Annotated in this window: 23 protein-coding genes, 1 riboswitch and 1 other annotated feature; of the genes, 6 read left to right on the forward strand and 17 right to left on the reverse strand. The window is 37.9% G+C overall.

What is annotated here, in order from left to right; all coding sequences use genetic code 11:
• Nucleotides 1–577: 577 nt before the first annotated feature.
• The 9 genes from moeA to hisG all read right to left on the reverse strand — a co-directional run bounded on the left by moeA (nucleotide 578) and on the right by hisG (nucleotide 9,234).
• The gene (gene moeA, locus IPMB12_RS09820) at nucleotides 578–1,807 is read right to left on the reverse strand and encodes a molybdopterin molybdotransferase MoeA (RefSeq protein ID WP_166917248.1); all 1,230 of its coding nucleotides are present in this window, start codon (nucleotides 1,805–1,807) and stop codon (nucleotides 578–580) included.
• Nucleotides 1,808–2,145: 338 nt separating this feature from the next.
• The gene (gene hisIE, locus IPMB12_RS09825; protein WP_166917249.1) at nucleotides 2,146–2,760 is read right to left on the reverse strand and encodes a bifunctional phosphoribosyl-AMP cyclohydrolase/phosphoribosyl-ATP diphosphatase HisIE; all 615 of its coding nucleotides are present in this window, start codon (nucleotides 2,758–2,760) and stop codon (nucleotides 2,146–2,148) included.
• Nucleotides 2,754–3,530: an imidazole glycerol phosphate synthase subunit HisF gene (gene hisF / locus IPMB12_RS09830; RefSeq protein ID WP_166917250.1), complete on the reverse strand. Its 777-nt coding sequence runs from the start codon at nucleotides 3,528–3,530 to the stop codon at nucleotides 2,754–2,756. Before hisF ends, hisIE begins: the two co-directional genes overlap by 7 nt.
• Nucleotides 3,512–4,264: a 1-(5-phosphoribosyl)-5-[(5-phosphoribosylamino)methylideneamino]imidazole-4-carboxamide isomerase gene (gene hisA / locus IPMB12_RS09835; RefSeq protein ID WP_166917251.1), complete on the reverse strand. Its 753-nt coding sequence runs from the start codon at nucleotides 4,262–4,264 to the stop codon at nucleotides 3,512–3,514. Before hisA ends, hisF begins: the two co-directional genes overlap by 19 nt.
• Before the next feature lie 2 nt (nucleotides 4,265–4,266).
• Nucleotides 4,267–4,872 carry an imidazole glycerol phosphate synthase subunit HisH gene (gene hisH / locus IPMB12_RS09840; RefSeq protein WP_166917252.1) on the reverse strand — a complete coding sequence of 202 codons (606 nt, stop codon included), beginning with the start codon at nucleotides 4,870–4,872 and terminating at the stop codon, nucleotides 4,267–4,269.
• The gene (gene hisB / locus IPMB12_RS09845) at nucleotides 4,872–5,939 is read right to left on the reverse strand and encodes a bifunctional histidinol-phosphatase/imidazoleglycerol-phosphate dehydratase HisB (RefSeq protein ID WP_166917253.1); all 1,068 of its coding nucleotides are present in this window, start codon (nucleotides 5,937–5,939) and stop codon (nucleotides 4,872–4,874) included. The genes hisH and hisB overlap by 1 nt, the downstream gene beginning before the upstream one ends.
• A 9-nt stretch (nucleotides 5,940–5,948) precedes the next feature.
• Nucleotides 5,949–7,010 (reverse strand): histidinol-phosphate transaminase, encoded by a 1,062-nt coding sequence (gene hisC / locus IPMB12_RS09850; RefSeq protein ID WP_166917254.1) that lies wholly within the window; start codon nucleotides 7,008–7,010, stop codon nucleotides 5,949–5,951.
• A 21-nt stretch (nucleotides 7,011–7,031) separates the two neighbouring features.
• Nucleotides 7,032–8,330, reverse strand: coding sequence for a histidinol dehydrogenase (gene hisD / locus IPMB12_RS09855; RefSeq protein ID WP_166917255.1), 1,299 nt, complete (start codon nucleotides 8,328–8,330; stop codon nucleotides 7,032–7,034).
• A 4-nt stretch (nucleotides 8,331–8,334) separates the two neighbouring features.
• Nucleotides 8,335–9,234 (reverse strand): ATP phosphoribosyltransferase, encoded by a 900-nt coding sequence (gene hisG / locus IPMB12_RS09860; protein ID WP_166917256.1) that lies wholly within the window; start codon nucleotides 9,232–9,234, stop codon nucleotides 8,335–8,337.
• A gap of 50 nt (nucleotides 9,235–9,284) precedes the next feature.
• Nucleotides 9,285–9,402: a sequence feature (His leader region), on the reverse strand.
• Between the two features lie 213 nt (nucleotides 9,403–9,615).
• Here hisG and IPMB12_RS09865 point away from each other — a divergent pair.
• Nucleotides 9,616–11,130 carry a helicase HerA-like C-terminal domain-containing protein gene (locus IPMB12_RS09865; RefSeq protein WP_166917257.1) on the forward strand — a complete coding sequence of 505 codons (1,515 nt, stop codon included), beginning with the start codon at nucleotides 9,616–9,618 and terminating at the stop codon, nucleotides 11,128–11,130.
• 156 nt (nucleotides 11,131–11,286) lie between these two features.
• On the opposite strand, the gene IPMB12_RS09870 is transcribed toward IPMB12_RS09865, so the two are convergent.
• Nucleotides 11,287–11,622: a YegP family protein gene (locus tag IPMB12_RS09870; protein WP_166917258.1), complete on the reverse strand. Its 336-nt coding sequence runs from the start codon at nucleotides 11,620–11,622 to the stop codon at nucleotides 11,287–11,289.
• Between the two features lie 222 nt (nucleotides 11,623–11,844).
• Between IPMB12_RS09870 and IPMB12_RS09875 the strand changes: the two genes are divergently transcribed.
• Nucleotides 11,845–12,219 carry a DUF4377 domain-containing protein gene (locus tag IPMB12_RS09875; protein WP_166917259.1) on the forward strand — a complete coding sequence of 125 codons (375 nt, stop codon included), beginning with the start codon at nucleotides 11,845–11,847 and terminating at the stop codon, nucleotides 12,217–12,219.
• A gap of 61 nt (nucleotides 12,220–12,280) precedes the next feature.
• On the opposite strand, the gene IPMB12_RS09880 is transcribed toward IPMB12_RS09875, so the two are convergent.
• From IPMB12_RS09880 to IPMB12_RS09890, 3 genes are all read right to left on the reverse strand, one after another.
• Nucleotides 12,281–12,886, reverse strand: a complete 606-nt coding sequence (locus IPMB12_RS09880; RefSeq protein ID WP_166917260.1) for an FMN-dependent NADH-azoreductase — start codon at nucleotides 12,884–12,886, stop codon at nucleotides 12,281–12,283.
• A 67-nt stretch (nucleotides 12,887–12,953) separates the two neighbouring features.
• A complete protein-coding gene (locus tag IPMB12_RS09885; RefSeq protein WP_166917261.1) occupies nucleotides 12,954–13,751 on the reverse strand; it encodes a PadR family transcriptional regulator in 798 nt (265 codons plus the stop codon).
• A gap of 157 nt (nucleotides 13,752–13,908) precedes the next feature.
• A complete protein-coding gene (locus tag IPMB12_RS09890; RefSeq protein WP_166917262.1) occupies nucleotides 13,909–14,544 on the reverse strand; it encodes an HAD family hydrolase in 636 nt (211 codons plus the stop codon).
• Nucleotides 14,545–14,705: 161 nt separating this feature from the next.
• Here IPMB12_RS09890 and IPMB12_RS09895 point away from each other — a divergent pair, with 161 nt between their 5' ends.
• On the forward strand, nucleotides 14,706–15,788 hold the full coding sequence (locus tag IPMB12_RS09895; RefSeq protein ID WP_166917263.1) for an AI-2E family transporter: 1,083 nt from the start codon (nucleotides 14,706–14,708) through the stop codon (nucleotides 15,786–15,788).
• A 67-nt stretch (nucleotides 15,789–15,855) separates the two neighbouring features.
• On the opposite strand, the gene bcp is transcribed toward IPMB12_RS09895, so the two are convergent.
• Nucleotides 15,856–16,329: a thioredoxin-dependent thiol peroxidase gene (gene bcp, locus IPMB12_RS09900; protein WP_166917775.1), complete on the reverse strand. Its 474-nt coding sequence runs from the start codon at nucleotides 16,327–16,329 to the stop codon at nucleotides 15,856–15,858.
• 72 nt (nucleotides 16,330–16,401) lie between these two features.
• Nucleotides 16,402–17,682, reverse strand: coding sequence for a glutamate-1-semialdehyde 2,1-aminomutase (gene hemL, locus IPMB12_RS09905; RefSeq protein ID WP_166917264.1), 1,281 nt, complete (start codon nucleotides 17,680–17,682; stop codon nucleotides 16,402–16,404).
• 173 nt (nucleotides 17,683–17,855) lie between these two features.
• Here hemL and erpA point away from each other — a divergent pair, with 173 nt between their 5' ends.
• The 3 genes from erpA (at nucleotide 17,856) to ligB (ending at nucleotide 21,056) form a co-directional block, all read left to right on the forward strand.
• Nucleotides 17,856–18,194 carry an iron-sulfur cluster insertion protein ErpA gene (gene erpA, locus IPMB12_RS09910; protein WP_166917265.1) on the forward strand — a complete coding sequence of 113 codons (339 nt, stop codon included), beginning with the start codon at nucleotides 17,856–17,858 and terminating at the stop codon, nucleotides 18,192–18,194.
• Nucleotides 18,195–18,276: 82 nt separating this feature from the next.
• A riboswitch (FMN riboswitch) is annotated at nucleotides 18,277–18,425 on the forward strand.
• A gap of 82 nt (nucleotides 18,426–18,507) precedes the next feature.
• Nucleotides 18,508–19,164: a 3,4-dihydroxy-2-butanone-4-phosphate synthase gene (ribB, locus tag IPMB12_RS09915; RefSeq protein WP_166917266.1), complete on the forward strand. Its 657-nt coding sequence runs from the start codon at nucleotides 18,508–18,510 to the stop codon at nucleotides 19,162–19,164.
• 206 nt (nucleotides 19,165–19,370) lie between these two features.
• Nucleotides 19,371–21,056 carry an NAD-dependent DNA ligase LigB gene (gene ligB / locus IPMB12_RS09920; RefSeq protein ID WP_166917267.1) on the forward strand — a complete coding sequence of 562 codons (1,686 nt, stop codon included), beginning with the start codon at nucleotides 19,371–19,373 and terminating at the stop codon, nucleotides 21,054–21,056.
• A 99-nt stretch (nucleotides 21,057–21,155) separates the two neighbouring features.
• On the opposite strand, the gene ruvX is transcribed toward ligB, so the two are convergent.
• Both ruvX and IPMB12_RS09930 read right to left on the reverse strand, forming a co-directional pair.
• Nucleotides 21,156–21,566, reverse strand: coding sequence for a Holliday junction resolvase RuvX (ruvX, locus tag IPMB12_RS09925; protein ID WP_166917268.1), 411 nt, complete (start codon nucleotides 21,564–21,566; stop codon nucleotides 21,156–21,158).
• Nucleotides 21,566–22,123 (reverse strand): YqgE/AlgH family protein, encoded by a 558-nt coding sequence (locus IPMB12_RS09930; protein WP_166917269.1) that lies wholly within the window; start codon nucleotides 22,121–22,123, stop codon nucleotides 21,566–21,568. Before IPMB12_RS09930 ends, ruvX begins: the two co-directional genes overlap by 1 nt.
• Nucleotides 22,124–22,129: the final 6 nt, after the last annotated feature.

A 22,129-nucleotide genomic window follows, 5' to 3' on the forward strand; every position in this document is an offset into this window, starting at 1 on the left:
CTAAAAAATAATAAAAAATTATCAATAATAATTTATCAGTATCAAAACCTCTTCTGATAAATTTGGTTTATGTGGTTAAAATAAGAGAGTGACATTAGAGGCTAATGATGGTTCTGATAAAAGAAGTTTTTGATTAAAAGAAAGAATGGATAATGTTAAATTAATATCCAAAAATATGTATAAAAAAGTGAATGTCCGATGATTCATTTCAATAAAATAAACTGTGAAATTTAACTGCCATGCTGTTACTGATTCTGGCGAATAAGCTGCAAGATAGCTCTAGGTATATTACAACCTTAAAACAAATAAATATAATGATTAACTATGAATATTATAATATCTGAATCATTCTAATTATGGGATTCTGACCAAAAAGAAAAAATATAAAAAGAATAAAAGTAATAATTATAGGTATTTTTGTCATAAAACGGATGTACTTATAAATAAAAAAATCAGTATAGTAAAGAACCTAAAAGAGTATTTTTAGTTCAAAAAATAATCAAAACGGCACAAAAAGATAAAGTTTATTTTTATCTACATTTTATTATTGCTCATTATTTTATTGATATTTATTATATTATTTTAGCAGAGCATTAAATAATTCTACTGTAACCCATTCTCCAGCTGTGACATTCCCGCGTTCTTTTTCGAGGATAATAAAACAATCAGCCAGACTTAAAGATTGAGTGATGTGAGAGCCTTGCTGGCCGGTTGTTGTGACGGTGAGTTCTCCTGATTGAGTGACAAGAAGTTGACCTCGTTGAAAATCCAATCGACCGGGTGATTTTTTTAGGTTAACCAAAGTTTTAGCTTGTAATCCCTGTATTGAAGGGGATTGAGTATATCCGGACATTTTCAAAATGAGTGGTTGGACTAATTGATAAAATGTGACTACTGCTGAAACAGGATTCCCAGGTAGACCACAAAATAGTGTTTTATGAATGTGACCAAAAGCAAAAGGCTTACCGGGTTTCATCGCAATTTTCCAGAAATTAATGTGTCCCAGTTCATTCAAGACTTGTTTAGTATAATCAGCATCACCAACAGAGACTCCTCCACTGGTAATCACTAAATCTGCTAAATCAGCTGCTTGTAAAAAAGCGCGCTTTATTTTTTGTTCATCATCCGGGATAATTCCTAAATCGATCACTTCACAACCAAGCTGTTTAAGTAACAGTAGTAGTGTGAATCGGTTACTATCATAAATCTGTCCCGATTTAAGTTCAGTTCCCAGAGAAACGAGCTCATCACCGGTAGAGAAAATAGCTACTTTCAGAGGTTTATAAACCTCAACCTGTGTAAGTCCAAGTGTTGCAAGGCTTGACAGCATTGGGATGGTCAATTTTTGTCCTGTCGGAATAATTTCCGCATTTTGTTTTGCATCTTCTCCCAGAAAACGAATATTTTGTTTAGGTTTTACTGGATGAGTAAAACGAATGCCAATATCGGTTATTTCAGTTTCTTCCTGCATAACAACAGCTTCAGCCTCTGTTGGCACAGGCGCTCCGGTCATGATTCTTAGGCAAGTACCGATTGGCCAGTCTGGAAGAGTACTTTGTCCGGCAAAGATTTTTCCGGCTACCGGTAAGACAGGTTGCTGAGACAGATCACTTAAACGAATAGCATAGCCATCCATAGCGGAATTATTAAAACCAGGTACATTAATGGGAGATATAATCGGTTTGGCAGTAATACGATGCAAGCAATCTAGAGTTGATAATGTTTCTATTTGTGGAAACGCGGTTGCATGAGCCAAAATTTGTTGTTTAGCATCTGCAAAATCTAAAAAAAGTGCTTGTTTAGTCATGGTATTCTCTTTAAGTAGCCTAATCGTTTTAACCTTAGCATTATTATTCAATAAACTGAGATAAAAAGTATAGTTATCTATTATAACGAGTGATTATATCACTGATAATTTATTTGATAGATCACAACTTTAGTTTAAAAAATAGATATACATCACATTATTAAAGATTAATTATTGTTCGAAAAAGAAAATAACTATATATATAATATATAAATATAATTAAAAACAACGAAAAGCTGTTTTATCATCTGAACTCATGTGGATTGATAAAAACAACATTCAGAACCTAAACATTAATGTTTAGGTTTTTTTTGTCTTGTGAGTATTGATATTACTGCTTATTTTTTATGGCGATTTTTTAAAATAGCGATGACATCTTTAAGGCAGAGCTCCTGATCTTGTAATAAAACTAGCAAGTGATAAATAAGATCAGCTGATTCATTTACTAGTTCATTTTTATCATGAACTGTGGCAGCCAGCGCAGTTTCTACACCTTCTTCACCTACTTTTTGGGCAATACGTTTTGTACCGGAGGCATATAATTTTGCTGTATAAGAACTCTCTGGAGAGGCTGCTTTCCGAGAAGCTAACAATTGTTCCAGTTGATATAGAAATCCCCATTCACTTTGTGTATTACCAAAGCAGCTTGAAGTTCCTAAGTGACAGGTTGGACCAACAGGCTCGGCCAAAATCAGTAACGTATCTTTATCACAATCAAGGCTAATATCGGTAATGTTAAGGTAGTTACCTGAACTTTCACCTTTAGTCCAAAGTCGTTGTTTAGTGCGAGAGTAAAAAGTGACTCTACCTAAGCGTTCTGTTTCAGCCAGTGCTTCCTGATTCATATAGCCAAGCATCAGCACCTCACCAGAAATTGCGTGTTGTATAATTGCCGGAATCAGGTTATCCACTTTTTGCCAGTCAATTTGTTGTTTTTGTTCAGCGCTTAACATATGCGTACCTCAATATTATTTTGAGCAAGAAATTGTTTTAGTTCACCAATATTAATAATTTGTTTGTGAAAAACAGATGCAGCCAGAGCCCCATCTACATTTGCGAGTTTGAAAGCATCTAAAAAGTGTTCCATTGTACCAGCACCACCAGAGGCGATAAGTGGAATATGGCAAACATTGCGGACTTGTTTTAATTGTGTGATATCATAACCATTACGAACACCGTCCTGGTTCATCATATTAAGCACAATTTCACCGGCTCCACGTTTTTGCACTTCCTGAACCCAGTCTAAAGTTTGCCAGGTTGTGGCAATAGTACGTTTTTCGTCTCCGGTAAATTGATAAACATGATAGCTATTCGTTTTTTCATCAAACCAGGTATCAATACCTACGACAATACACTGGACACCAAAGCGATCTGCGAGTTTTGTAATGAGTGAAGGATCTGCCAGAGCAGGGGAGTTGATGGAGATTTTATCAGCACCAAATGAGAGTATCTGCTGAGCATCATCAAGAGTCTTGATACCACCAGCAACACAAAATGGAATATCAATCACTTCTGCAACGCGAGAAACCCAGCTTTTATCTACAACGCGCCCGTCAGAAGATGCGGTAATATCATAAAAGACCAGTTCATCAGCACCTTCTTGTGCGTAACGCTTAGCCAGTGGCACGATATCGCCAATAATTTCGTGATTACGAAATTGTACACCTTTTACTACCTGACCATTGCGAACATCCAGACAGGGAATTATACGTTTTGCCAACATGCAATAGCCTCCGAAACTGTAAATTTACCTTCAAGTAAAGCGCGTCCAACAATAACACCAGTAACACCAGTATTTTTTAATGCTTCAATATCGTTAAGATCGCCAATACCGCCAGATGCCTGAAAATCAATTTGTGGATATTTTTGACAGACTTCTTTATAGAGTTCTACGTTAGAACCGGATAGGGTGCCATCTTTTGAAATATCAGTGCACAGAACATGTTTCAAACCAACATTTAAATAATCATCAATCACTTGCTCTAAGCGTTTATCTGAGTTTTCTTGCCAGCCATGAATGGCAACATATTTTTGCCCAGACTCATCGATTCTGACATCAAGTGCTAGTACCAGAGCATCAGCACCATATTGAGTAAACCATGATTTAACCAAAGCGGGTTCTTTGATGGCGGTTGAGCCAATGACTACGCGCGTGACTCCAGCATCAAGTAAATTTTTTACATCATTTTGAGTACGAATGCCACCACCAACCTGAACCGGGACATTAACTCCTTTAACTAATTTTTTAAGTAATGGAATCTGACGTTTATTAGGATCTTTTGCACCAGTAAGATCAACCAGATGTAAGATCTTTGCTCCCTGATCCTGATAATCCTGCAGGCGTAGTAAAGGATCATTGCCATAATCTCGTTTTTGTTCATAATCCCCCTGATGTAATCTGACGACAGTACCATCAATTAAATCTAAAGCCGGGATGATATAAGTTTGTTTACGCATGATCACATCTCCAGAAAGTTTTTGAGCAATTTCGCACCGGATTTGCCAGAACGTTCTGGATGAAATTGAACGCCGAAAAAGTTTTCTTTTTGTACGGCAGCGGTAAAGCTTTCTCCGTAATTGGTTTCTGCAATAGTGGCTGAGCATAATGGTAAGGCAAATCCATGAACAAAATAAAAATAGGCACCGGGTGTAATATCTCTAAATAAGCGATGACCGGCCTGAGCGTAAACTTTATTCCATCCCATATGTGGCAGAGGTAAACCATGATCAGGAATCGGGCGTATTGTCTCATCAATAATACCCAGTGTTTCAACGTGTCCTTCTTCACTAAATTTTGCCAGTAACTGCATACCAAGACAAATACCAAGAACAGGTTGAGTACAGACTTTTATCAGTTCGATAAGGTTACGTTCTTCCAGTTGTTGCATGGCAGCTTTTGCTGTACCTACACCTGGCAGGAGTAATTTATCTGAACTTAATACGATGTCAGGATCACGACTAACTACCGGCTGATAGCCTAAACGCTCAATCGCATATTTGACCGAAGAGAGATTTGCACAACCGGTATCTAAGATAACAACTTTAGTAGCTTTAAGTGCATCCATTACAAGACTCCTTTTGAGCTAGGTAGCAGATCACCATCAATGCGAATTGCCTGACGCAGCGCTCGTCCAAAGACTTTAAATAAACTCTCTACTTTGTGGTGATCATTATCACCAGTCGTTTCTAAATGCAGAGTACAAGCCATAGAGTAGGAGACGGAGTGGAAGAAGTGTTCCACCATTTCTGTGCTCATATCGCCCACTTTTTGATATTTATACTGAGCAGAATATTTAAGGTACGGGCGGCCTGAAATATCTAGTGCGCATTGAGCTAAACATTCATCCATTGGGAGCACAAAGCCAAAACGAGTAATACCACGTTTATCACCAAGGGCTTTTTTAAGAGCTTCACCCAGTGCCAGACCGGTATCTTCAATAGTGTGGTGATCATCAATATGCAGATCGCCCTGAGTTTGTACATTGAGTCTGAAACCACCATGAGTGGCAATCTGATCAAGCATATGATCGAAGAAACCAATACCGGTCTGAATGTGGCTATTACCTTCACGATCAAGCCAAACTTCTACCGTGATCGAAGTCTCTTTTGTCACTCGTTGTACTTTGGCATAACGATCTGCAGTTGTTAACTTTTGAGCTATTTCGCTCCAGTTTAATATTTTAGGATCGTAGTGTAGTGCTTTGATCCCCATATTTGTAGCCAGCTGAATATCTGTTTCTCTGTCACCAATCACATAGCTATTGGCTTTATCTAGCTGTCCACTAGTAAGATAAGACATGACAAGTGTTGTCTTTGGCTTACGACAATTACAATTATTTGCCGAAAAATGCGGGCAAATTAAGACCTCTTCAAATTTGATACCTTGAGAGGTGAAAATTTGCATCATTAAATTATGTGGTCCGTCAAAGTCAGCTTGCGGATAACTATCAGTACCAAGCCCGTCTTGATTGGTAACCATTACCAACTTAAAGCCTGCACGTTGCAGTTTTAATAAAGCTGGGATGACATTAGGTTCAAAGGCAAGTTTATCAAAGCGATCAACCTGAAAATCAACAGGGGGCTCGGTAATTAATGTTCCGTCACGATCAATAAAAAGATATTTTTGATTCATGTTCTTTCCTTACAATGAATTAAGGGCGCTGATGACTGCATCACATTCAGCCTGAGTACCAATACTGATTCGAATACAATTTTCCAGACCTGGTTGTTTATTTTGGTCTCGCAAAATAATGCCTTTATCCCATAATTGTTTAAACACATTACTATCCGCTTTAAATCTCACAAGGACATAGTTACCAAAGCTTGAGTAAACTTGCTCGACACAGAGTAATTGACGTAACTCATAAACAAATTTTGTTTTTTGAGCATTGATATTCACCACATGTAACTTCATCGTAGTGAGTCCATCACGAGTTAAAGCTTGTGCCGCGATCTCTGCTACAGGAGATGGCAATGGATACGGTGCGATAACCTTAGATAACGCCTGAATAACAGGTTCATTGGCTAGTGTAAATCCACAGCGTAGCCCTGCCAGTGCAAAAGCTTTTGAAAGTGTACGTAGTATCACTAAATGTGGGTATTCCTTTAACCAACTAGCTACTGAGTGCTCAGCAGCAAACTCAATATAGGCTTCATCAACCACAACCAACGCTCTGTTTTTTGCCAGTTTTAATACTGATTTAATATCTTCCGGATTAATTAAGTTACCTGTCGGGTTATTTGGGCTACAAATATAGATTAATTTAACATTTTCCATATTTGCTTCAATAGCAGGTAAATCAAGTTGCCAGTCAGATTTTGCCGGAACAGCTCTGGCTTGAACCCCAAGAGTTTCAGCACTAACTGAATACATACCATAAGTTGGCGGGCAGTAAATAATACTATCCTGATAGGGTTCACAAAAGGCACGCATAAGTAGTTCAATTGCTTCATCAGCACCACGACTGACCAGAACCTGAGTAGGCTGAACACCGGCATAACTGGCATATTGATTAATGACGGTTTCTGGTTGTGGCTCCGGATAACGATTTAGATTTGAATTTTGTAAGTTAAAGTGAGGAGCCAGCGGGTACTCATTGGCATTTAACCAAATATCTCCTTTACCACCAAGACGACGAGCAGATTGATAAGGTGTTAGGCTTTGGATATTTTTTCTGACTAACTTATTAATGTCGATATTCATTATTTGTTCCCTCGCCTTATTTTAGGAATTCTGCTGTTTAAGTGTCTGTACACGTAAAGTAACAGCCTGTTTATGAGCAGTAAGTTGTTCTGCTTGTGCCATGAGTTCAACTGTTGGCGCTAAGGCTAAGAGCCCTGCAGGCGTTAACTGTTGTACTGTCATACGCTTTTGGAAATCAGCTAAGCCAAGGCTAGAGTAGGTTGCTGTATAACCATAAGTAGGTAGCACGTGGTTAGTACCTGATGCATAGTCGCCAACAGATTCCGGAGACCAGTCACCCAGGAAGATGGAGCCGGCACTGGTAATTTTATCCACCAGCTGTTCAGCCTGACGAGTTTGAATAATAAGGTGCTCAGGACCATACTGGTTACTAATATTAATGCATTCTTCTAAGCCGGAAGTAACAATTAAACGGCTGGAACTTAGTGCCTGTTTGGCAATATCTTTACGTGACAATGTCACAAGTTGTTGCTCAATCTCCTGCTCAACAGCAATGGCAATTTTTTCATCCGGAGTGAGTAATATCACTTGTGAATCTGGTCCGTGCTCTGCTTGAGATAATAGGTCAGCAGCGATAAAGACTGGATTAGCACCACTATCAGCAATCACCAGAACTTCTGATGGCCCTGCCGGCATATCAATTGCTGAACCGTCATTACGCTGGCTTACCTGACGTTTAGCTTCGGTCACATAGGCGTTACCTGGGCCAAAGATTTTATCAACTTTTGGTACAGATTCAGTACCAAATGCCATAGCTGCGATAGCTTGTGCGCCACCTAGTTGATAAATTTCCTCAATACCACAAAGTTCTGCTGCATAAAGAATCTCATCAGCAATAGGTGGTGGTGAGCAAAGTACGATTTTACGGCAACCAGCAATTTTGGCAGGTGTAGCCAGCATCAATACGGTGGAAAGTAAAGGTGCTGAACCACCCGGAATATATAAACCAACAGAATTAATCGGGCGATTGACTAACTGACATGTAATACCGGGCATGGTTTCAACTATCAGTGGTGTTGGTTTTTGTGCCTGATGGAATGTATTAATATTAGCAACAGCCACTTGCATTGCTTGTTTTAATTCGTTACTTAGTCTGGAACCAGCAGATTTAATTGCTGTTTTTTCTAAACGAAGAGCGGAAATTTGTACACGGTCAAATTTAGCGCTGAGTTCTTTTAATGCTTCGTCACCGCGGGATTTTACTTGTTCTAAAATAGTACTGACCGATTGGCGAATAGCCTCTGACTCTGTGATTGCCGGGCGCATAAGTAGTGCTTCCTTTTGAGCATTATCACATTGTTGCCAGTAAGTAATCTTCATGTTGTTACTCCATCATTTTTTCAATTGGCAGGACAAGAATAGAACTGGCACCCAGTACTTTAAGCTGTTCCATTGTTTCCCAGAAAAGGGTTTCACTGCTTACCATGTGCATGGCAACACGGCTTTGATCGCCAGCAAGAGGCAAAATTGTCGGGCGTTCAGCTCCGGGTAATAGGGCTATAACATCTTCAAGTGCTGCACTTGGGGCATGTAACATAATATATTTTGACTCTCTGGCTTGCACAACACCCTGAATACGCGTCATCAGTTTATCAATCAGAGCTTGTTTTTCTGCTGAGATGTCGCCTTCACGTTGAATCAGACAGGCTTTGGATTGATAGATAGTTTGTACTTCAACTAAACCATTAGCTTCGAGTGTGGCTCCACTTGATACTAAGTCACAAATCACATCAGATAGACCTGCTCTCGGAGCTACTTCCACCGAACCATTTAACAGACAGGTTTTAAATGAGATATTTTTTTCAGACAGATAACGACGTAACAGGTGAGGATAGGTAGTAGCAATACGTTTTCCTTCTAAACTTTGTAAGCCTTCATACTTTTCATCACGAGGAGCAGCAATTGATAAGCGACAACCACCAAAATCCAGACGGCGTAACTTTTTATATTGAGGATTTTGCCCTTCAGCCTGACGATCCAGAACTTCCTCTTCCAGTACGTTTTCACCAACAATACCAATATCAACAACACCATCAATAACCAGACCAGGAATATCGTCATCACGTACACGCAGGATATCAATCGGCATATTTTCAGCAAAGGCGACTAAACGCTGTTCTTGTAAATTAATTTTGATGCCACATTGGGCTAACAGTTTTTTAGATTCGTCGCTTAAACGACCTGATTTTTGCATTGCAATACGTAAACGTGATTTATCTAACATAACGACCTCTATAATCTATTAATTTAATTGAGAAAGAGAGAGCGATAAAAATGAAAAAACCCTCGGAAGTTGATCTTCCGAGGGCTCTCTCTAATTGCGTTCACCGGAAGATCAAATGTCTTCCAGCACCAAATGCCCGAAGACTATTCAGGGAAATGATGGTGATGATGGAAACGAACGCTATTAGTAAACATAAAAAACCTCTTTAAATATGCTGTTTAATAACTTATACCAACTTTTTGTGGAAAGCAATAACAAATTTTATTTAATTGCTTAAAGAATCGGTGAATGGCGTAATAATTTTCGGTAATGTGGATTAATTTTTGTTAGAATAACGCGGTTATTTATTGGCTGATTATATTTAATTTCAAGGAGTTTAACATGGCGGAACCACTTATTATTGCTAAGAGTCAGGGGAAAGATTTAGTTATTCTACCGGCACTGGCAAATCGTCATGGATTAATTACCGGTGCAACAGGTACAGGTAAAACCGTTACATTGCAAAAAATGGCAGAAAGTTTTTCAAAAATTGGTGTGCCTGTCTTCTTAGCGGATGTCAAAGGGGACTTAACCGGTGTTGGTGTTGAAGGCGTGCTATCTGACAAACTCAAATCCCGTTTAGAAGGAATTGGTGTGACTGACTGGCAAGCGGGCTCATCACCAATTGAACTGTGGGACGTATTTGGTGAGAAAGGTCATCCAGTACGGGCAACGATTTCTGATATTGGACCGCTATTGCTGGCACGTTTACTGAATTTAAATGAAGTCCAATCCGGTATTTTACAACTGGTATTTAAAATTGCTGATGATAATGGTTTATTGTTACTTGATTTTAAAGATCTCAGAACCATGGTGCAGTATGTTGGTGAGAATGCGAAAAAATTTACTACTGAATATGGCAATATCTCCAGTGCTTCTATCGGTGCAATTCAACGTAGCTTACTCTCTTTAGAACAACAAGGAGCTGAGCATTTTCTTGGTGAGCCAATGCTGGATATTAAAGATCTTATGCGTTGTGATGCAGAGGGAAAAGGGGTTATTAATATTTTAGCAGCAGATAAACTTTATAATCTGCCTAAACTCTATTCGGTCTTTTTACTATGGCTATTGTCAGAACTATTTGAAAATTTACCTGAAGTTGGTGACCCGGAAAAACCAAAAATTGTCTTCTTTTTTGATGAGGCACATCTGCTTTTCAGTGATATTACTCCAGTGTTACTGCAAAAAATTGAACAAGTGGTTCGTTTAATTCGTTCTAAAGGAGTGGGTGTTTATTTTGTTACTCAAAATCCAACAGATATTCCGGAAAGTGTACTTGGCCAGTTAGGTAATCGGGTTCAGCATGCTCTGCGTGCATTTACGCCAAAAGATCAAAAAGCGGTAAGAGCCGCGGCACAAACGATGCGTGCAAATCCGGCATTAAATACTGAACAGGCAATTACGGAACTGGGTGTGGGTGAAGCATTAATTTCTTTTTTAGATGAAAAAGGGCGTCCAACTATTGTAGAAAGAGGCTCAATTATTGCACCTGATTCCCGTATGGGGCCTATGACGAGCGATGAATCTAATGGTGTCATTAATCATTCTGCTTTATATGGCAAGTATGAAGATGAAGTCGACAGAGAGTCTGCGTTTGAAATTCTTAAAGCCGGTTTTCAGGTTCCGGGTACCGAAGTCACAAGTACTAAAGAAGCGGCTAAGAAAGAGGTACAGGTTGAAGAAGACAGCGGTGGACTTTTTGGCGCTCTAAATAAATTACTATTTGGCAGTAAGGGCCCACGTGGTGGTCAGAAAGATGGTTTAGTGCAAACTGCGACGAAAACGGCTACCAGACAAATTGCTAATCAGATCGGTCGTAAAATTTCCCGTGGTATTTTAGGTGGATTAATGAAATAAGGTTGTCTATAGTTAAGTAAGATGATGGCTAAGTAATAATTTTTAACTACCTGGCCAGCTTAATTATATAGTTACTCGTTGAACATATTAAAGTGTAATAAAAAACCCGCTTCTGGCGGGTTTTTTATTTGGTTGAAATATTACTTAGTTAAAATTTTATTTTTTAACTTTAGTTAAATCAATCATTTCTGCTGTTGGAGCATTTTTCTTCACTGATTCAATACCTTCATCACGCGCTTTTTCTGATGTGTATTGTTCACTGGTACCAATCACCTGGCCATTGTCGACAGATTTAAGATTGAAATGTTTAGGTTTTTTGTCAAAAGCTTTGTCAAATTGAGAGTTCTTTTTAACTGAAAGAACACCTTTTTTACAGTTATCTTTGGTTGTATAACCTTCGCTTTGTAGGATTACTTGACCATTGCTAGCTTTTAAACGGAAATAAAATTGGTTATTTTTTGGGCTTTTGAAAACTTCGAATTTACCACTCATATCTAACTCCTTGTAGTTAAGTGAATAATAAGCTATTAATCTAAATAGCGTGTTTATATATTACATCTAATAGTTTCTTTGTCTAGTAAAATAAGTAAATAAATATCAATTATAATGATAGTTCAGACAGATAAAGTAAATGAAAATTAACCCTATAAAAATTGTTGTTTATGATAAGATCAGCAGGCTGTATATTTAAGTTATTTTACAAGGAGAAGTAACATGAAGAGACTTTTATTAACAACATCAGTTGTTGCATTATTACTTGTTGGATGTGATAAAAATGATGTTCCGCCAGCACCGGTAGCTACACCTGAATCGCAAACACAAGGAACTGTGAAAGAGATTGAAGTAGGACCAAAACTTGTTGATTGTGTTGGTGTTGCACCTATGCAATGTATGCTGGTAAGAGAAAACGGCGCCGATGAGTGGCAGCTATATTATAGCTCTATTGATGGTTTTGATTATGAACCGGGCTATACTTACAAATTAAAAATTGATGAAAAAAATATTGATCCGGCCAATACTCCGGCTGATGCTTCATCTATTCGTTGGAAGTTAATTGAAGTTTTAGGTAAAGCAGGGGAATCTGAGTAAGAATAGATGACTCAGGATAAATAAAAAGGAGACTATTATGGTCTCCTTTTTATTTTATTACTTATAACGCATTAATTTGTTGTTCTGCTTTGCTAATAGCCTGCACTTTATGTTCAGGAGAAATATCTACACCTTCTGCAATAACAGCTTTAATATCTGTAATACCTAATAAACCAAGTATAGATTGTAGATAAGGCAGTTGGAAGTCATATGAATTCATCGGTTCTTCGCTGTACATACCACCACGAGAGATTGCAAGATAAGTTGGTTTATCTTTAACTAATCCTTTGGGACCGGTTGCGGTATAAGCAAAGGTTCTGCCAGCCTGACAAACTTGATCTACCCATGATTTTAATGATGCCGGAACAGATAAGTTATACATTGGTGCACCAATAACAATAGCATCACACGTCATTAGTTCTTCAATTGAGCGTTCAATTTCAGCAACTTCTTGTTTTACCGCTGCTGATAAACCATCAGTATTACCTGTTCTGATTGCCATCGCTGCTTCTATAGATAAATAAGTAGCTGGACTTTTATATAAATCACGATAAGTCACTTTTGCATTGGGGTGCTTCTGTTTTAATTTTTCAACAATCTTAGCCGTTAACTGACGAGATGTTGAACTTGTTAAATTGATTGATGAATCAATGTGTAAAATATGCATTGTTTATTCCTTTATACTTTAGTGACTTAAGCGCTAACTTTTATACTAATGATAAAATATTATTCCATTAGAGCGCTTTTATCTCTTTAATTGCTGTGTTAATAATATCTAAAATGTGATGCTTTTCTTCTTCAGAACTGTCACGTTTAGCATGTAAAAGTGTTCTAAGCTGATGAATAGCCAGATGTAGCGATTCACCTTCAGGCATTTTGCTTTGTTCCTCAGAGAAAACTTGTTGCATTTGCTCGATCTTTTGACCAACTGCACGAAGTCTTGCATAAAGATCTTCTGCCTGATGGCGATTTTCAGCCAGATAAATTTTACCTGCCTCACTAATATGGTAACACTTTTTATTACTTTCAAGGGTAGCGGTCGCTAAATCACTTTCTTCTAAATAAGTGAGTACAGGATAGATCATGCCAGGGCTTGGTGCATAAAAACCAAACGTATGAGCCTTTAATTCTTTAATGATTTCATAACCGTGTTTTGGTTGTTTTTCGATCATTAGTAATACGATGAGTTGTAGTTCTTCTGAACGAATACGGCGTTTACTGCCAAAGTTATGCATATCAAACTCATCGCCATCCTGGCCATGGCAAAAACCAAGCCCACCCGGGTGGCGCCCACGTCGCATCATACCGTATTCCATACGTTGATCATGATGATGCCCGCGGTGGAAATGTCTGTTTTCACGGTCACAATGATTTATACCGTGATGGAAAGAATGGTGTTCATGATGACCGTGTGAGTACTGTTCCATGTGACGTGCTCTGCCATGAAAACTGTGATGATGTCGTTGTTTGAATTTAGGTTGGTCGGAGTGATGATGAGCACTTTGACGATCTTCAAAATGAAAATGTTTCATTATCTTTTCCTTTTATATAATAGTTAATAAAATATATCTTACGATACATTGAATGCAAAAATATATCTTAAGATATATTTTGTCAAGCAGATGTAGATAAATAAAATAGAGAGCATATTGCTCTCTATTATTTCTCTTTATTAATCAATTGGTTATTTTAATTTAAAATATTAGCAAAGGAAGGCTTATGAATAACAGAATCAGGAAATTGCATTCCTTCAGTGATTTCATTAGTGACAATTAGAGTGGTTAAATTAGCGTTAAGGGCCGCCAGAGAGCCGGTTGGTGTATCTTCAATCGCAAAAGCTTCAGCAGAAAGAATATTTAATCTTTCTAAAGCCAACAAATATAAATCCGGATGTGGCTTTAATTCTTTTACCTGATCGGCTGTTGCAATCGCGTCAAAGTAGGGTAGAAGTTGATACTTTTCTAAAAGAACATCAATATCATCTCTGGTTGAACTGGTAGCAATAGCCAGTTTTAAATTATGTTGTTTGGCGCGTTTAATGAGCTCTAAAGCTCCTGGACGCATTGGAATATGATGATAATTATTTTCTTTCCATTGCTTAACATATTGCACAAAAGGCTCTAACTCAAAATGAGGTAACAGGTGTTTTTGAGTATAACTATTTAGCCATTGTAAGTTTCGTCCTACAAAATATTGATAAGTTTTGATGGTAAAAGGGTAGTTATAGTTTTTCTCAAAATAGTCTTTGGTGGCATGGTATACAGCAGCTTCTGTATCAACCAGTGTTCCATCAAAATCAAAAACAACAGCTTTCATATTTTTCATGAATATATTTCAGCCTTATGGATCAATAAAAGTAAATTGTTTCGATTATACCGACAATAATATTTAATACCAGAAACATGAAAATACTAAAAAGAACTTCCTTCACATATTCGATTCATCTATGATAAAACCAATGAAACTATAGGTTATAAGGATTTGTCATGTTTAAGATGTTTATGAATTGGTACCAACGCCGTTTCAGTGATCCTCATGCAGTATCATTAGTCACGGTATTATTACTGTTCTTCTTGATCATCTATTTCTTTCATTCTATTTTGACGCCGATCCTGATTGCGATTGCTTTAGCCTATATCTTAGAAAAACCAGTTAATTTTCTGGTTCGTCGTGGTGTATCGAGAATTCTGGCGATAGTGACGATGATGTGTTTTTTTATTGCTATTGTGTTGATTGGTGTTGCAATTTTATTACCTCTCATTTGGCAACAAGGTGTGAGTTTAGTGACTAATTTACCCGTCATGTTAAATGCACTTAATCGGTATGTGATGACTTTGCCAGAGCTTTATCCGGAATTACTGGACGCAGGGCTATTTGATGCTTTAATTGAGAGTATTCGCAGTAAGATGTTACAGACGGGTAATTCTCTTGTGCAGTTTTCAATTGCTTCTTTATTTAGTTTAGTTTCCATTATTATTAACGCCGTTTTAGTCCCAATGATTATGTTCTTTTTGCTGAAAGATAAAAAATTAATCTTTGAATTTTGTGGCAAATTATTACCTAAAAATCGCACCACAATTAATCAGGTTGCAGAAGAGATGGACCAGCAAATCAGCAACTATATTAATGGTAAAGTGTTGGAGATTATTATTTTAACCGTTGCGACTTATATTCCATTTTGGTTTTTGAAACTGGATTATGCTTTACTACTGGCAGTTATTGTCGGGCTATCTGTTATTATTCCTTATATTGGGATTGTTATTGCCTCTATTCCTGTAATCTTAATTGCTTTATTCCAGTGGGGAGTCAGCTTAGAGTTCCTTTATTTAATGATTTGTTATTTTATTGTACAGACACTGGATGGTAATGTGGTAACTCCCATCCTCTTTTCTGAAGTATTAAATCTTCATCCATTAGTTGTTATTCTGGCGGTAGTTATTTTTGGAGGATTATGGGGATTCTGGGGGGTGTTTTTTGCTATTCCTCTGGCGACCTTAGTGAAGGCAGTGATTCATGCCTGGCCAAGCAGCTCGTCTGGTAAAAGTAAAACTGTAGCAACACAAGAATAGTTTTATAAAATAGAAAATAATAAAAAAGAGCGATTAAGTCGCTCTTTTTTATTTTGAAACAGTGAGATTATTTACTGGCCTGCTTCAGGTAATTTAACACAACCTCATGGTGATTACTGGTTTTAAAATCATCAAAGACTTTTTCTACTGTACCATTTGCACTGATTAAAAAACTAATACGGTGAATACCATCATAGGTTTTACCCATAAACTCTTTTTGTCCCCATACACCAAACTTTTCTGCCACTTCATGGCTTTCATCAGAAAGCAGGGTGAAGTTTAAAAGATCCTTCTCAACAAAACGAGAAAGTTTTTCTGGTTTATCTGTACTGATGCCAAGGATTGCTACGTTATACTTAGCGAAATCATCAAAGTTATCACGTAGGTTACACGCCTGTACTGTACAACCTGGGGTCATTGCTTTTGGATAAAAGTAAATAAGAACACGTTGTCCTTTAAATTCTTTTAAACTAACAAGTTCGCCATCCTGATCAGGAAGAGAAAACTGAGGTGCTTTTTCACCTTCGGATAGTGGTTTAATCATAAAATACCTATAAATATTTTGTCTGAATAAATATTAATCTTGTGCTCTTTAGTAAGAACCCATGAAATTTTAAAGTGTTGCAAAAAAGTTTCTGGTTGTATCAATCGTATGATTGATCTCTTCTTCCGTATGAGCCAGAGACATAAATCCAGCTTCAAACGCTGATGGTGCGAAGTATACACCGTTGTCTAACATATAGTGATAAAATTTTTTAAATAATTCCACGTCTGATGACATTACATCCTGATATGTAACAACTTCTGGTCGATTGGTAAAGAAAATACCAAACATCGCCCCTACATTATTGATAACCATCGGAATATTATATTCCTGAGCAACCTGACGTAATCCATTACAAAGCATCTCAGTCAGTTCATTGAGTTGTTCATAAACCCCAGTCTGAGTAAGTTGCGTCAAACATTCATATCCAGCAGCCATAGCAATTGGATTACCTGAAAGGGTTCCAGCCTGATAGATAGGACCAGTTGGTGCTAGTTGCTGCATAATATCTGCGCGACCACCAAAAGCACCTACAGGCATACCACCACCAATAATTTTGCCTAAACAAGTTAAGTCCGGTCTGATATTGTAATAATCCTGAGCACCACCTAAAGCCACACGGAATCCTGTCATTACTTCATCGATAATCAGCAAAGCGCCATATTGGTCACAAAGTGTACGTAAACCCTGTAAAAACTCAGGTTTAGCTGGAACACAGTTCATATTACCGGCGACCGGTTCAATAATAATACAAGCGATTTCATCGGGATATTGCTCAAAAGCTTGTTTTACTGATTCAAGATCATTGTAGTTACAAACCAATGTGTGTTTGACAAAATCAGCAGGTACCCCAGGAGAAGTCGGGTTACCAAAAGTCAGAGCACCAGAACCGGCTTTAACCAGCAGATAGTCTGCATGACCATGATAGCAGCCTTCAAATTTGATGATTTTATCCCGTCCGGTAAAACCACGCGCAACACGAATAGCACTCATGGTTGCTTCTGTACCAGAGTTAACCATACGCAGCATTTCAATTGATGGCATAATCTCAGTGACCAGTTCTGCTAGTTTTACTTCCATAGCGGTTGGGGCACCAAAGCTAAGACCATGTTTCATGGCTTTATAAACTGCACTGGCAATATTAGGATTGTTATGACCAAGAATCATCGGTCCCCAAGAGCCAACATAATCAATATAGGCTTTCCCATCCACATCATAGATATAAGCACCATCAGCACTTTCAATAAATAGTGGGGTACCGCCCACACCATTAAAAGCACGTACAGGAGAGTTAACTCCACCCGGCATGACTGTAATTGCTTCCTGATATAAGCTCTCTGACTTATTCATAATCTTAATGTCCCTAATATGATTGTTTTGCGGTATTTATCCATAAAACGCGGATAAGTTCAAGGGTTCAATATACTATTTGTGCGATTAAAACTATTTGTAATTCCTTATTTGGTCATATCGTAAATTGGTTTATAATAGCAAATAGCACTTTTATTGATGTTGAGGATATTATGAGTGACACACTACCACTAGAATTCACAGATGCTGCAGCTAAAAAAGTTAAAGATTTGATCTCTGATGAAGAGAATCCAAATCTAAAACTACGCGTATATATTACCGGCGGTGGTTGTAGTGGATTCCAATACGGCTTCACATTTGATGAAAAAACTAATGATGACGATTTAACCATTGAAAAAGATGGCGTAGCACTTGTTGTTGATCCGATGAGTCTGCAATATTTAATTGGTGGCATTATCGACTACACAGAAGGGCTTCAGGGTTCACGTTTTATCGTGAATAATCCTAATGCTACAACAACTTGTGGCTGTGGCTCATCGTTTAGCGTTTAACCAAATAAACCGTAATTAATCCATAGAAATATTGCGGTTTTATGTCGTTCATATTATAGTTTATATCTCATTAGCACTGCTAATGTATTCTCAGGGCGGGGTGTAAGTCCCCACCGGTGGTTATAGCCCACGAGCGCTTAGTTTTTTAAGGTATATTATTAAAAACTAAGGTCAGCAGATTTGGTGAAATTCCAAGGCCGACAGTTAAAGTCTGGATGAAAGAGAGTAGCTTATATAGTCATGTCTATTTTTTGTTCTTAAGCTAATCACTAGCCCTGGTTCTGGTATTTTTATATTTATTGAGGTTTTTACCATGAATCAGTCTACCCATAATCATTTTGATTTAAAAGAATTCGGCAATCCAAAAGAGCGTGTTGAACAGGCACTTGCTTCGCTACGTGCAGGTAAAGGTGTACTTGTTTTAGATGATGAAGATCGTGAGAACGAAGGAGATATCATCTGGGCGGCAGAAACCATTACTCCGGCGCAAATGGCACTCACTATTCGCTACGGTAGTGGGATTGTGTGTTTATGTTTACCCAAAGCTCGTTGTGAGCAATTAGATATTCCAATGATGGTAACCAATAATACCAGTAAAAATCAGACAGCTTTTACTGTGAGTATCGAAGCAGCAGAAGGTGTAACTACTGGTGTTTCTGCCGCTGATCGCGTCACGACAATTAAAGCAGCGATTGCGACCAATGCTAAGCCATCAGATTTAAGCAGACCAGGTCATGTTTATCCACTGGTTGCCCGTGAAGGTGGGGTATTAACCCGTCGTGGGCACACAGAGGCTACGATTGATTTAGTCACTTTAGCTGGTTTCAAACCTGCTGGTGTACTTTGCGAACTGACTAATGATGATGGTACTATGGCAAGAGCGCCGGAAGTGGTTGCCTTTGCCAAAGCTCACCATATGCCGGTTGTGACAATTGAAGATATTGTGCTGTTTTTAAAAGACAGAGCATAGTTCCAATTCAAAGAAAAAAGTCAGATTCAGTAGGTTATCTGGCTTTAAATTCAAAGGTGACTTGCAAATTAATTTAACATCACTGTTTAAAATGAAGAGAGTGATGATTTATTGCGAGTCACTTCGCACTATTAATCCATCTTCAGTCAATATTTTTAATATGAATACATACTTATTGCTATGTTTTTTATATTTGATAAATACTGATGAAAACACTTCGTATATTCTTACTCTGCTTATTACCTGTTATAGGTTATACCAACTGTCCTGATTATTCTGAATTTCAGGCAGAAAAAGAGCTCTCTTCATTAGCCAGTCAGATTGCCATATGGGATCAAGCTTATTTTGAACAAGGTCAGTCATTAATTAATGATGAGGTCTATGATCAGGTCTTGCTTCGTTACCAACAGCTACAGAGTTGCTTTCCCGATTATCAAATCACTACAACAGCTCAAAAAGTTGTTGAGAATAATAAAGTCATTCATCCTGCAGTACATACTGGTGTCAACAAACTTTATGATGAGCGAGAAATTGAAAAATGGATGACAGTATCTCCGACCGAGCTTTGGGCACAGCCTAAAGTAGATGGCGTAGCTGTTACATTAATCTATGAACAGGGAGAACTGGTTAGTGCCATTAGTCGCGGTGATGGTTATTATGGTGAAAACTGGTTAGATAAAATAAAACAGATACCCAATATACCTAAAATCATATTGACAGAACAACCGACTGTCATTCTACAAGGTGAGTTATTTTGGCACGTTAATGGTCATATACAACATCAAGAAGGTTCCAATAATTACCGCTCAAAAGTAGCCGGGCTGTTAATGTCAAAAATACCGGAAAATAAAAATCTACAACAGATTCATTTTTGGGTATGGGAGTGGGCAAATGGCCCTCTGACTATGCCTGACAGATTAGAGGGATTGGCAAAAATGGGATTTGTATTTGGTGTTAACGATACGCTGAAGATAACCAGTTTTACTCAAGCCAGAAATTACCGTGAGGAATTATTTCACTCACCATTAAATTATCCCACTGATGGTATCATTATTCGACAAGGCTATCGTCCTATGTATGATTCGTGGCAAGTAAAACCACCTTACTGGGTTATTGCATGGAAATACCCAGTGCAAGAGAAATTGACCACGGTGACAAACATTGAGTTTAATATTGGACGAACAGGTAAAATCTCTACCATTGTTAAAGTTGAACCTATAGAGATAGATGGTAAGGTGGTTAGTCGTGTTTACTTAGGTTCATTAAACGAATTTATCAGAAAAAATATCGGGATAGGGGATAGCGTGACTGTCACTTTATCCGGGCAGAGTATTCCTCAATTGCAGTCAGTAATTTTGAGAGCATCAGAGCGCCAGACTGTAAGTATTCCAGCAAAAGAGCACTTCAACTTTTCAAGTTGTTTTAATTATAGTGAGTTATGCCATAAACAGTTTTTATCCAGACTGGTATGGCTAAGTGGAAAACAAGGATTATATTTTCATAAAATTGCTGAAGGCACATGGCTAAAACTGATTCAGGCAAAACAATTAACAACATTAACAGACTGGCTGAATTTGACGACAGATGATTTAAAAAGTGTAAATGGTATTGGTCAGAAACAAGCGGTTCAGATTTATGAACAGTTTCAACTGGCTAAACAATTGTCATTTTTGCAATGGTTAAGTGCAATGGGATTTGTCGGATTAGTTGATGAGGTAAACCAGTATCACTGGCAAGATTTACTGATATGGTCAGTCAGTGATTGGCAACTAAAGATGTATCTGTCTAAAGCCAAAGCTCAGGAGTATTATCAACTGATTCACTCCAATGAAATTAAAGATTCAATTAATCTACTTACTGAACAAAATATAGCAGGATTTGGGTTACATTAAGTGAATTCTAAAAATTGAATTGATTGACCTGAGAGCAAATAACTGTAGTGATATATTTGATATGGTTCTATCGGAATTATATATAAAAGTATTTTGGTGTTATTGATTATCAAACCAACTTTCTAAAATAATTACCGCTGATGTAGCATCAACATGGCCTTTATTTAACGCCCGGTAGCCACCTGATTCAAATATATGAGATTTGGCTTCAACAGTAGTTAAACGTTCATCCTGTAGATGAACCTGATAACCAAAGCGACCATGGAGCCGGTTAGCAAACTTTTTGGCTCTTTCTGTCAGGGGTTGTTCTGTTCCATCCATATTTAAAGGAAGTCCAACGACTAAATAATCGGGTTGCCACTCTTTCAGAACTTTTTCTATTTTCTGCCAGTCAGGGATACCATCTCTGGCTTTAAAAGCAGTGAGTGGGCGAGCTGTTTTAGTGATATCTTGTCCAATGGCAGCACCGATACTACCGGTACCAAAATCAAAAGCAATCACAGTGGCCATCAGGCTTTGCCCATCTGAGAAGAGATTGTGGCAATATTAATACCCAGTTTCTCAGCTGCTTTTTGCCAGCGCTGTTCAATCGCAACATCAAAGATAATGCTCGGATCAGCTTTTATCACCAGCCAATCGTTTTCTACGATCTCTTTTTCTAGTTGTTGTTCCTGCCAGCCTGAGTAACCTAAAGAGAGAAAAATATTCTGTGGCTGATTAGACGTTCCAATTGAGCGTAGTAAATCAAGAGAAGTGGTTACCATCACATCATCTGAAATACGAATACTGGATGAAAAATTAGATTGCGGTGTATGTAAAATGAATCCTTGTTCTTCGGCAATAGGTCCGCCATTGAAAACGGGTTGTTCTAATTCGGCACACTGAGTAGCCGGAATAATATCTAAGCGATTAAGGACAGTTTCAACATTAAGATCATCAATCGGTTTATTGATGATGATCCCCATCGCTCCCTCATTATTATGCTCGCAGATATAGACCACTGACTGGGCAAAGAGTGGGTCACCTAAAGAGGGCATTGCAATCAAAAAATGATCTTTTAAGTTCATATAGTT

This window comes from Zophobihabitans entericus (genome assembly GCF_011745665.1).
Classification (GTDB): Bacteria; Pseudomonadota; Gammaproteobacteria; order Enterobacterales; family Orbaceae; genus Zophobihabitans; species Zophobihabitans entericus.

Bases quoted from the DNA above. Each gene is read 5' to 3' on its own strand.
- hisA (WP_166917251.1), bottom strand. From the start codon at position 4,264: ATGCGTAAACAAACTTATATCATCCCGGCTTTAGATTTAATTGATGGT.
- IPMB12_RS09865 (WP_166917257.1), top strand. From the start codon at position 9,616: ATGGCGGAACCACTTATTATTGCTAAGAGTCAGGGGAAAGATTTAGTT.
- IPMB12_RS09930 (WP_166917269.1), bottom strand. From the start codon at position 22,123: ATGAACTTAAAAGATCATTTTTTGATTGCAATGCCCTCTTTAGGTGAC.
- ligB (WP_166917267.1), top strand. From the start codon at position 19,371: ATGAAAACACTTCGTATATTCTTACTCTGCTTATTACCTGTTATAGGT.
- erpA (WP_166917265.1), top strand. From the start codon at position 17,856: ATGAGTGACACACTACCACTAGAATTCACAGATGCTGCAGCTAAAAAA.
- hemL (WP_166917264.1), bottom strand. From the start codon at position 17,682: ATGAATAAGTCAGAGAGCTTATATCAGGAAGCAATTACAGTCATGCCG.
- IPMB12_RS09875 (WP_166917259.1), top strand. From the start codon at position 11,845: ATGAAGAGACTTTTATTAACAACATCAGTTGTTGCATTATTACTTGTT.
- ruvX (WP_166917268.1), bottom strand. From the start codon at position 21,566: ATGGCCACTGTGATTGCTTTTGATTTTGGTACCGGTAGTATCGGTGCT.
- hisD (WP_166917255.1), bottom strand. From the start codon at position 8,330: ATGAAGATTACTTACTGGCAACAATGTGATAATGCTCAAAAGGAAGCA.
- IPMB12_RS09885 (WP_166917261.1), bottom strand. From the start codon at position 13,751: ATGAAACATTTTCATTTTGAAGATCGTCAAAGTGCTCATCATCACTCC.
- hisH (WP_166917252.1), bottom strand. From the start codon at position 4,872: ATGGATGCACTTAAAGCTACTAAAGTTGTTATCTTAGATACCGGTTGT.
- hisG (WP_166917256.1), bottom strand. From the start codon at position 9,234: ATGTTAGATAAATCACGTTTACGTATTGCAATGCAAAAATCAGGTCGT.
- hisB (WP_166917253.1), bottom strand. From the start codon at position 5,939: ATGAATCAAAAATATCTTTTTATTGATCGTGACGGAACATTAATTACC.
- hisC (WP_166917254.1), bottom strand. From the start codon at position 7,010: ATGAATATCGACATTAATAAGTTAGTCAGAAAAAATATCCAAAGCCTA.
- IPMB12_RS09890 (WP_166917262.1), bottom strand. From the start codon at position 14,544: ATGAAAAATATGAAAGCTGTTGTTTTTGATTTTGATGGAACACTGGTT.
- hisIE (WP_166917249.1), bottom strand. From the start codon at position 2,760: ATGTTAAGCGCTGAACAAAAACAACAAATTGACTGGCAAAAAGTGGAT.
- moeA (WP_166917248.1), bottom strand. From the start codon at position 1,807: ATGACTAAACAAGCACTTTTTTTAGATTTTGCAGATGCTAAACAACAA.
- IPMB12_RS09895 (WP_166917263.1), top strand. From the start codon at position 14,706: ATGTTTAAGATGTTTATGAATTGGTACCAACGCCGTTTCAGTGATCCT.
- ribB (WP_166917266.1), top strand. From the start codon at position 18,508: ATGAATCAGTCTACCCATAATCATTTTGATTTAAAAGAATTCGGCAAT.
- hisF (WP_166917250.1), bottom strand. From the start codon at position 3,530: ATGTTGGCAAAACGTATAATTCCCTGTCTGGATGTTCGCAATGGTCAG.
- IPMB12_RS09870 (WP_166917258.1), bottom strand. From the start codon at position 11,622: ATGAGTGGTAAATTCGAAGTTTTCAAAAGCCCAAAAAATAACCAATTT.
- IPMB12_RS09880 (WP_166917260.1), bottom strand. From the start codon at position 12,886: ATGCATATTTTACACATTGATTCATCAATCAATTTAACAAGTTCAACA.